This is a genomic window from Saccharomonospora halophila 8 (assembly GCF_000383775.1).
Classification (GTDB): domain Bacteria; phylum Actinomycetota; class Actinomycetes; order Mycobacteriales; family Pseudonocardiaceae; genus Saccharomonospora; species Saccharomonospora halophila.
This window is the reverse complement of the sequence record NZ_KB912483.1, coordinates 71,714-80,959: the sequence shown is the minus strand read 5'-3', so window position 1 is coordinate 80,959 and position 9,246 is coordinate 71,714. Positions and strand designations below refer to the sequence as shown.

The window sequence follows — 9,246 nt, the reverse complement described above, 5'->3', positions numbered from 1 at the left end:
CGCGGGCTCCGCCGGCGGGCGCCCGTGCCGTCGTGGGCTCCTCAGCCGCGCGCGGGCAGCTGCTCCAGCGTCATCTTGAAGTGCCGCAGGATCGGCGGCGCGTCAGCCACCCGGTACCGGGCGACCCGCTCGGGGTGCTTCGCGATGTCGGCGAGGACGTCGGCGACGTACTCGTAGTGCGCCCGGGTGTAGGTGCGGCGCGGCAACGCCATGCGCACGAGCTCGAACGGCGCGGGCGAGACGAGGTTGTGCCCCTCGTCGAACTCGCCGAGGTACAGCGAGCCCAGCTCCACGCACCGGATCCCGCCCGCCAGGTACAGCTCGCAGGCCAGCGAGTGGCCGGGGAACTCGTGGGGCGGGACGTGCGGCAGCAACCTGCCCGCGTTGAGGTAGAGGGCGTGCACCCCGGCGGGCCGCACGATGTCCACCCCCGCCTCGTTGACCAGCCCCGCCAGGTGCTCGGCCTCCCCCGCCCGCGCCCGCAGGTAGTTCGGGTCGAGCACCTCACGCAGACCCTGCGCGACCCGGTCGAGGTCGTGCGCGGCGAGCCCGCCGTAGGTGCGGAACCCCTCCGTCGCGATGATGTTGACCTCGCAGCGCCGGGCCAGTTCGTCGTCCCGCACACCGAGGAAGGCGCCCATCGGGGCGATGGCGTCCTTCTTCAGACTCGCCACGCACCCGTCGGCGAGCCCGAACGCCTCCCGCGCGACCTCGGCGGGCGAGTGCCCGCCGTACCCGGGCTCGCGCCGGGTCACCAGCCAGGCGTTCTCCGCGAACCGGGCGGCGTCCAGGAAGAACGGCACGCCGTAGCGGTCGCACAACGCGCGGACGGCGCGGAGGTTGGCCATCGACACCGGCTGCCCGCCGCCGCCGTTGTTGGTGATGGTGATCAGCACCTGGCCGACCCGATCGCCCTCCGGGCCCGCGAGCGTGCGCTCCAACGCGTCCAGATCGACGTCGCCCTTGAACGGCTCGTCGCTGTCCAGGTCGGCCGCCTCCGGGCAGGGCAGGTCCCGGGCCTCGCAGCCCAGCAACTCCACATTGGCGCGGGTGGTGTCGAAGTGGGTGTTGCTCAGCGAGATCCGTCCCGCCGACAGCGTGGCGGAGAACAGCACCCGCTCCGCGGCACGCCCCTGATGGACGGGGAACACGTGCTCGAACCCGGTGAGCTCGTCGAGCGCGGCGCGGAACCGGTAGTACGACGCCGACCCGGCGTACGACCGGTCGGCCGCGGCCGCGGCCGCCTCCTGTGCGGCGGAGACGGCACCGGTGCCCGAATCCGTCAGCAGGTCGATCGTCACCGCGTCCGCGGGGAGGTTGAACGCGTTGTACCCGGCACGGGCCAGCGCCTGCGCACGCTCCGTACGGGTGGTGATCGGGATGTCCTTGACCACCTGGATGCGGTACGGCGGGAACGGTTTCACGCTTCCTTCTTTCCTCGTGTGCTCATGGTTGCTCCGCCCGGCCCGTGCGCTCACAGCGCGGTCCCGGGCGCGGGCACGTCGTAGGCCTCCGACGAGAGATAGACGGTGGTCCCGGTGCCGTACCGGCCCAGCCGCAGCGACACGTGGGCGAGCAGCCCGACGCCGTCGGCGAGCGGCCGCCGGGAGACGGCGCGCAGCGCCGCGTCCAGTGTGGACGCATCCGCGCCGTGCCGCTCCAGGAAGGTCCGCACCCGCTCGCGGGCCACCGCGTCGTCGTGGACGTAGCTGCGGACGGGCAGGTAGAGGCTGTAGTTGGCGGGGCCGTCCGGCGCGGCCTCGACGAAGGAGTAGCTGGACACGAGCGGGCGTCCGGTGAACGGCCCGGTGTCGGTGCCGAGCACCTCGCAGAACTCCCGGATCCGCTCGGGCTCCACCCCGACGACGGCCTTCGCCGCCCGCTCGGCGTCGTCGGAGGTGGCCGCGTCGTGCGAGATGTAGAGCTTGACCCGGGACAGCGGATCGTCGTCGAGGTCCACGGCGAAGAAGGAGAACGTGTCGGCGTCGCCGCGCACCATGGCGTTCTGCGTGGCGGTGTCGTAGGCGTCGTGCAGCCCGAGCCGACCGAACGCCTCGGCGACCAGCTCCGGCGCCCGCTCGGGGCCGCGCACGGCCGGGTTGAAGTACACCTTGAGCTTGGCCGCCCCGTCCGGGCGGAAGATGAGTGAGTACCAGAACGCGAATTTGCCCTGCGGCTCCTCCGGCAGGAACAGATCCGCCAGGGCGTCGAACCGCCCGGTCGGGATGCCGAGGGTCGCGCTGGTGCGGTCGAGGAACCGCCGCGCCGCGGCCACGTTCTCCGCCGCACCCGGTGGCTGCCCCACGGTCTCCCCGAGGATGCGCACGGCGCGGTCCCCGCTGTCGTCCAGCGCGACGGAGAACTCGACCGGCGTGGCGTCGTCGGCGACGTCGGTGGGCCAGGCGGGGCCGGCGGACAACGGACGGCCGCCCGCAGGCCCGAGCAGGTGCCGCAGCAGTTCCACCGGCCGGGTGTCGTCGGTGAAGCCGTTCTCGGCGCAGAGGGCGCGCAACTGATCGCGGGTGTGTTCGAACAGGGTCGGGTCGGCAACGCTCACGTTCGCTCCAACAGGCCTCGGCATCGGCTGACTCCCACGCGCCCGGTGCGGCTCCCGTGGGCAAACGAAGATCAACATAACCGGCGTTTCACTGACGCGCATAGCGCTACAAGAGTGATCTTGAAAATGCTCGGACAATCACTCTCGGGTTGTCGCGGAGCCCCGGTAACGACCGCCCGCTCCGCCCGCACTCGTCCGTTCCGGTGTCACCGCGGCGGCCCGATAACGGGAACAGGTGCGACCCCGAACTGAGGTACACACCACGTTTCCAACCGCTGGAGCACTGGTCGAAGTGCCCGGTCCTGAGTCCGAGCGGGTCCCGGTGAGAAAACAGTACGTGCCACGTCCGCCGAGGCACCGTGGTCAGATTTCCGGACGGCGGGATTCGGCCGAGCGGTGTCAGTGGACAGACAGATCGCGGGTGGCGATCTCTCTGGCGCGCGAGAACGCGGTGGCGTCCTTCCGGTAACTGGCGGTGACCACGGCACCGTCGAGCAGCATCATCCACCGCGCTGCGACGTGGTCGGGGGCTTCGACACCGGTGTCGGTCAACAGTTCGGCAAGGTAGCCGGTCACCGCGGACTTGTGGGCGGCCACACGGGCGTGGACGGGATCGGCGGGGTCCGCGATCTCGGCCATGGTGTTCAGGAAGGCACATCCCCGGAAGTGGGACTGCTCAGCGTGCTCCGCCACGGCATCGAACACCGCTAACGCATCGCCACCCAGCTCCCCTACCCGAGTGCGCAGCCAGGTGCGGTACTCGACGTCGTAGTCATCGAGCATCGCGGCAACGAGGTCGTCCTTGCTGCCGAAGTGCCGGTAGAACGACGCTCGCCCCACTCCGGACGCCTCCAGCAGGCGCTCCACGCCCACGGCGCGGATGCCCTCGGAGTAGAAGAGTTCCCTGGCCGCGGCCAGGAGCCTCGCTCGTGCTCGCACTGCCATCCGGTCCAGTGTAACGCCGCTTGACACCAAATGGAACCGATCAGTACCGTCCCCGCATATGGTACCGATCGGTTCCATCATGGCGACGAGGGGAAAGGGCGGACCGTGGGAGCTATCGATCAGAGAACAGCGCACGTCAGAACGGGGCGCCTGCCCGCCGGGGTGCTGGTACTCGCCCTGGGAGTGTTCGCTGTCGGCACCGGTGAGTTCGTACTGGCCGGTCTCATCCCGTTGCTGGCCGCCCAGTTCAGCTTGAGTGTCGCCGCCGCAGGCCAGGTCGTGACCGTGTTCGCGATCAGTTGTGCCGTCGCGGCTCCGATCACCACGACGTTGACCGCGCGGTGGCCACGGAAGCAGGTGCTGCTGGCGGCAGGCATTCTGTACCTCGTGGGCGCGGCCGCCACGGCGGTGGCGCCCACTTTCGCGATCCTGCTGGGTGCGCAGGTGGTCGCTGCGGTAGGCACGGGCATGTTCATCCCCAATGCCTCGGTGACCGCTGCCGAGCTGGTGCCCGAAGCCGACAGTGGGCGCGCCATAGCGGCCGCGGTGACCGGTTTCACCCTCGCGGTGGCCTTCGGGGCACCGGCCGGCACCGCTATCGGTGCGGTATTCGGCTGGCGAGTCACCCTGTGGCTGGCGGCGGCGGTCGCCGCGCTCGGAGTGGTCGGGATCGCCTGGCTCGTCCCGCGCGGCAGGACCACCTCCTCCGATCCGGGTGGGCTTCGGGATCGGCTGGCGCCGCTGGGGAACCGTCGAGTACTGGCGCTGCTGGCCACGACCCTGGTGGCGTTCACCGCGGTCTACATTCCCTACACCTACATCAGCGCGGTGTTCTCCCCTGCCACCGGCGGGGACGGGGTCCGCCTCGCACTACTGATGACCACCCTCGGGATCGCCGGCGCCGTCGGTAACCTCGTGGCCGGGCGCCTGGCCGATCGCCACGGCGGCTCCGCGGTCGTGCTCGTCGCACTCCTGTGGCTGATCCTCAGCTTCGCGATGATCTCGGTGGCCCAGACCACCTACGCATGGTCGCTCGCCGCGATCGGGTTCTACGGCATCGCCGCATTCGCCATCACGACCCCGCAACAACACCGGCTCATCACCCAGGACCCCCAGCGGGCCTCGGTACTCCTGTCGCTGAACCAGGCACTGCTCTACCTTGCCATCGGCGCCTCCGGAATCGTCGGCGCAGCCGGTATCCGGACCGTGGGCGCGGAACATGTGGTCTGGATCGCCGCGATACTCGCCGCCCTCGCGATCGGGCTCTCGGCCCTCGGGCGGCCGGTCCACGATCCCGCTGCTGAACCGGCCGACGGTTGACCGGCAGGACGGCACCATCGATCGGACAGCACCCGGGACAACGGCCTCGTCGCGTCGCGCCGACACACCTCGAAAAACCTTGACACCCGTCCGCGCGCACCCGAGACCGATGTGCGCCGAACCTCTGAGGGCCGGAGAGGTGTACGACCTGGCAAAGTATTCGTGCTAGGTCGCCGACATCTGCCTCGGCCTGCCCATGCAGGGCAGGCAAGGCCGCGATCCTTCCGATCCTGACCGGCACCCCGTCCCCCGTTGCGACTCGACGGCCCCTTCGGCACACCCATTGAGCTCCCGCACAAGTGACTACAATGCGCGGTCGATCGGCATCTCATGAGCGCGTCCACCGGGTGGCGCTCCGTCTCCACGTCGGCAGGGGCGGTGTTGTGGCTAGATATCACCAGTACAAAGAGGTGGACGAGGTAGTTAAGGAGCTCGTTGAGCAAGGTTGGGGCTATGTCGCACAGGGGCACGGGTACCGCCTGTACTGTCCGTGCGGCATCGACTCGATCGCGGTGAGCAGCACGCCCCCGCAACGCTGGCAACCACGCACGAAGGATCAAGCGCGCCGCTCGCCGCTGTCCCGACCGGCACGATCTGAGTCCCGGGCCACCCCACCGAAGTGGTGATTAGTGTTTCGGCCTTGAAACACTCGTGGTAGCTTCAACTCAGACCTACAGAGGCAGGGCTGGTGACAGTGGCAGACGTAGAACTGATCTTCGAGGTGGACGAACTGTCCGAACATGCGATCGAGACAATTTATGAGCGCCATGACGCACTCGTGGAAGACCACAAATCGATAACACTGCTGACTGTCACCGCACCGGGCTCGACACCTCTCGCGGCGGCAAAAGCAGTGATCAAAGATTTGGAATCCAGTGCGGGTGTTACAGTCGCCCGTTGCTATGAAGATCTCGTATCGCGCCACGACATCGCAGACCGATGCGGGGTAACGACCCAAGCCGTCGGAAACTGGATCCGCGGCGATCGAAAGGGTCTACACCGGTTCCCCGCCCCTTTCAATCACGTATCCGGCGGAGTTTGGCTATGGGGAGAAGTCAATGACTGGCTTCGACGCTCCGGTTTTTCCGCCGACGAAATCCAGCACCCATGCAGGGAAGACTACGCGCTCATCAACCGCGAAATCAGGGAACTTCGGGCGCACGCGGTCAGCGTAGAGATATCGTTAGATCCGCCTTCTCAATGCAGAGACCTTCATCAGAAGTCGCACCATCAAGCGCAACACGGGTCCGGTCGCGTTGTTCGAGAGACTGTTCTGACCGGCGGATCCACCAGCAGGAGGACTTAGTGTCCAAGGAGGCGCTGCGGCGTGCCATCCTTGGCGCCGATCTTGTCGATGTCCGAGTGTCGCACCTCGAAGGCAAGCTATGCTCAAGGGAAGACGAATCAGAATCCAGCGAAGCCACGGTTGGTGCCGTGGAGGAGGAGGCTGCGGAACGCCAAACTTGGCGCCTGAGTTTTTCCACAAATCCCGATCACGAGTCGTTCGACATCACCTTGGACCTATGGTCCGATACGAACGCTGCGCAATTTCGCGCCGTGATCACCGGACACTTCCATTACGAGTGCAGCGAAAGCAATGAAGAACCTCCCGAGGAGGTCATGGTCGAATTCTTCGAAACCGAGGGTTACCCATCCCTGGCGCCCTTCGTGAGAGAATCGACCGCAGATCTGGCGAGACGGCTCAATACACGTAGCCCAAAGATCGCGCGACGACAGCGAATCCACGATCGCGAAAGTTCTCTCGGTGGTTGAGCAAGTCGTTGTGGCTGAATCCAACCAGCCGCTTGGCGTGTAATCTGCGGTCATGGCGTGACCCGGAAGCCGTGCGGTGAGGGAGTGCTCTCGCGCAGTGACTGCAGCGTGTCACCGGGTGTGCCTTCCGCTTCACAGCACATGTGCAGGTAGTGGCGTGGCCCAGCGCCCATCAAGGGCGCCAGCGCCTTGACCTGGGTGTCGGTGGGCCGCCTGGGACTCGAACCCAGAACCTATGGAGTAGGTGCCTGGGTCTGCGGTCGTCTGTCGTCGACTGTGTTCGGCGACCGCTACCTGGCATGTTCACAAAAGTGAACGCTGGTCCAACATGGTCGTCTTGCATCTTTGTCGGTCGTTCCCTGTGGGAAACCTGTGGGGCAACACATGCCTCTGACACGCCACGCACGTCCCTGCCTGGTTTGCCCTCGAACGCCAGTTCGGTTATAGTTTCTGCACCACAGGCGAGGTTGTAAAACTATAAGGGGAGGTTCCATGGCCATCGGTGGGCTGAGCAGGCAACCCTCGTACGAGGACAGCGTTCGACGCCTGGGCATGGAGCCCGAAGCGCTACGAGCGGCCATCAGCAACGGCAACGCCGAGAGGCGGCGAGTGCTGAGCAAGCATCACGCACCCACAGCTCAAGGCTTCTATAGCTGGAACGGGGTTGTGTCGAAACTCAGCGAGGCCGCTCACGACCTAGGGTGGGAACGCCACAATCCAATGTGTCTTCCTGTGCTCCTGAACCCGCAAACGAGGACGTTGCTCTTTGTGTGCAGCGGGGACGCGTACACAGGTTTGCTTGGGACTGAAAGGCCGAGAAGTCGCAATCCGAAGGGCGCTCTGGTTAAAGCTCTGGCGTTGCAGAACAACAAGTTAAAAGAAAGCGGCGCCTTGCCAATCGATCTTCCAGAGACCGAAGAGCATCAATTACTCTCAGCTCTGGTAGGATATACCTCGTATGCGTTGATGGTGCACTTCTCGAAACAGGACTACCAAGCGCGCTATGAGATGTCCGAAGTTGAGAACCTCGATCCGCGCGGTCGGCTTTCACCAAGCTCTAACCGGCATATCGCTCCTAAATTCAAGCTGGACTCGAATGACTTCGACGACGACGACCCGAACGAAGGCTTTGACGGCCCCGGCGACTTCCCTGTGCCTCCGAAGGGTTAGACTCTTGTCGAAGGCTACGGCGCATGAGTGAGGATTGGCTAGCATGTTTACCCCGTCTCGTCTCGTACTAGCGAGAAAGCGGCGCGGGTTCACCCTAACGCGTCTTGCCGATGAAGTCGGCTTGACCGCACAAAGCCTTTCGAACGCCGAGAATGGCCGTCAAGTTCCTTCTATGGAAACTCTCACGGCATTGTCGGAAGTACTGAACTTTCCTGCGACATTTTTCGAGCAGCCGGACGCTACAGAGATCTCGCTTGAACAAGTGAGCTTTAGAGCACGCACCAAGACCAGCGCTCGAACCCGCGACGCCGCGCTGAGCGCTGCTTCCCTTGCTGTGGAACTACATAAGTGGTTTGACGCGCGGTTCGAGCTCCCACGAATCGACATTCCGACATTGAATGGTCGTATGGACCCAGAATTGGCGGCGACATACGTCCGTGCACGTTGGGGCTTGAAACCTGGCGCAGGAATATCAAACATAGTTCACTTGCTAGAGGCTCATGGAGTTGCTGTTTACTCCTTACCACCTGAGCATAGCGATGTGGACGCCTTCTCCTTCTGGTTAGATGGCAAGCCCTTTGTGCTGCTGAATACCCTTAAGAGTGCTGAACGTGGTCGGTTTGACGGCGCACACGAACTTGGTCACCTGGTACTTCATGAACAAGTTCTCGGTGGTCAAAAAACACGAACAGAAGAAAAAGAGGCCGACGCTTTTGCTTCGGCCTTTCTGATGCCGACAGAAAGCGTGCGTCGAAACTTTACATGCTCGCCAAGCGTGGAGGAGGTAATCCACTCTAAGAAAAAGTGGAAGGTTTCAGCGTTGGCGCTGACATACCGCCTTCGCGAACTGGGAGTAATTAGTGACTGGGGATACCGGAGGGCGGTTATAGACCTCGGCCGGATGGGATACCGCGCAAGCGAACCAAATGGAATCATCCGGGAGACTTCGCTTGTTCTGAAAAAGGTTCTTTCCTCTTTGAGGTCTAGCGGAATTCCTTACGGTCAGATTTATCAAGATCTTCACATATCCCCATCCGAGTTGAGTGGATTGATATTCAATCTCGCGATCGTTCCTATCGAGGACGGGAGTGGGTACCCCGGTGAGAATCAGCACTTCGCTGCCCCGGAGCGATCGCTTCGACTTGTGCAGTAGGGCGGTTGGTGGTCATCCCGTCGCCTGATGGCGTCTCGATCACGCCGTGTCGGGGCCGCAACCGACCTTGGGACCGGGACGCCCGGCTGCCAGGCTTGCGGCCCCGGCTCGGCGTGATAGCCATCAGGTCAGGCGACGGGATGACCACCAAGCGACCCCACCCTGCCAACGGGCACCGCGGCTGCTCTCCCGGTGGGCATCCCGGAGCCTGCCCGTCCGGCGAGGACATCATCTTTCTTCTCGGCGGCCCCTCCGTGGTTCCCGGCCGCCTGCCTTCCGCTCCGGGGCCGCGTGCGGGCCGGCGGGACCGGCGCCAGCCGCACGCTCG

At 64.9% G+C, this 9,246-nt stretch carries 8 protein-coding genes; 5 read left to right on the top strand and 3 right to left on the bottom strand.

Translation table 11 applies throughout. The annotated features are described in order from the left end of the window. Window positions 1-41 precede the first annotated feature (41 nt). The 3 genes from SACHA_RS0101795 to SACHA_RS0101785 form a co-directional block, all read right to left on the bottom strand. Complete coding sequence (locus SACHA_RS0101795; protein ID WP_019806735.1) at window positions 42-1,424, bottom strand: tryptophanase; 1,383 nt, start codon at window positions 1,422-1,424, stop codon at window positions 42-44. A 50-nt stretch (window positions 1,425-1,474) separates the two neighbouring features. Then, entirely contained in the window at window positions 1,475-2,581 is a 1,107-nt protein-coding gene (locus tag SACHA_RS0101790; RefSeq protein ID WP_039737592.1) for a tryptophan dimethylallyltransferase family protein, read from the bottom strand. A 375-nt stretch (window positions 2,582-2,956) separates the two neighbouring features. Continuing rightward, window positions 2,957-3,502 (bottom strand): TetR/AcrR family transcriptional regulator, encoded by a 546-nt coding sequence (locus SACHA_RS0101785; RefSeq protein WP_028662792.1) that lies wholly within the window; start codon window positions 3,500-3,502, stop codon window positions 2,957-2,959. A 30-nt stretch (window positions 3,503-3,532) separates the two neighbouring features. Between SACHA_RS0101785 and SACHA_RS0101780 the strand changes: the two genes are divergently transcribed. From SACHA_RS0101780 to SACHA_RS23565, 5 genes are all read left to right on the top strand, one after another. Further along, complete coding sequence (locus SACHA_RS0101780; protein ID WP_083935748.1) at window positions 3,533-4,822, top strand: MFS transporter; 1,290 nt, start codon at window positions 3,533-3,535, stop codon at window positions 4,820-4,822. A gap of 688 nt (window positions 4,823-5,510) precedes the next feature. Further along, window positions 5,511-6,128 (top strand): hypothetical protein, encoded by a 618-nt coding sequence (locus tag SACHA_RS24265; protein ID WP_157601562.1) that lies wholly within the window; start codon window positions 5,511-5,513, stop codon window positions 6,126-6,128. Continuing rightward, window positions 6,128-6,595 (top strand): hypothetical protein, encoded by a 468-nt coding sequence (locus SACHA_RS24260; RefSeq protein WP_157601561.1) that lies wholly within the window; start codon window positions 6,128-6,130, stop codon window positions 6,593-6,595. The genes SACHA_RS24265 and SACHA_RS24260 overlap by 1 nt, the downstream gene beginning before the upstream one ends. Before the next feature lie 492 nt (window positions 6,596-7,087). Then, window positions 7,088-7,765 carry a hypothetical protein gene (locus SACHA_RS24255; protein WP_157601560.1) on the top strand — a complete coding sequence of 226 codons (678 nt, stop codon included), beginning with the start codon at window positions 7,088-7,090 and terminating at the stop codon, window positions 7,763-7,765. Window positions 7,766-7,808: 43 nt separating this feature from the next. Next, window positions 7,809-8,918, top strand: coding sequence for a helix-turn-helix domain-containing protein (locus SACHA_RS23565; protein WP_083935747.1), 1,110 nt, complete (start codon window positions 7,809-7,811; stop codon window positions 8,916-8,918). Window positions 8,919-9,246 lie beyond the last annotated feature (328 nt).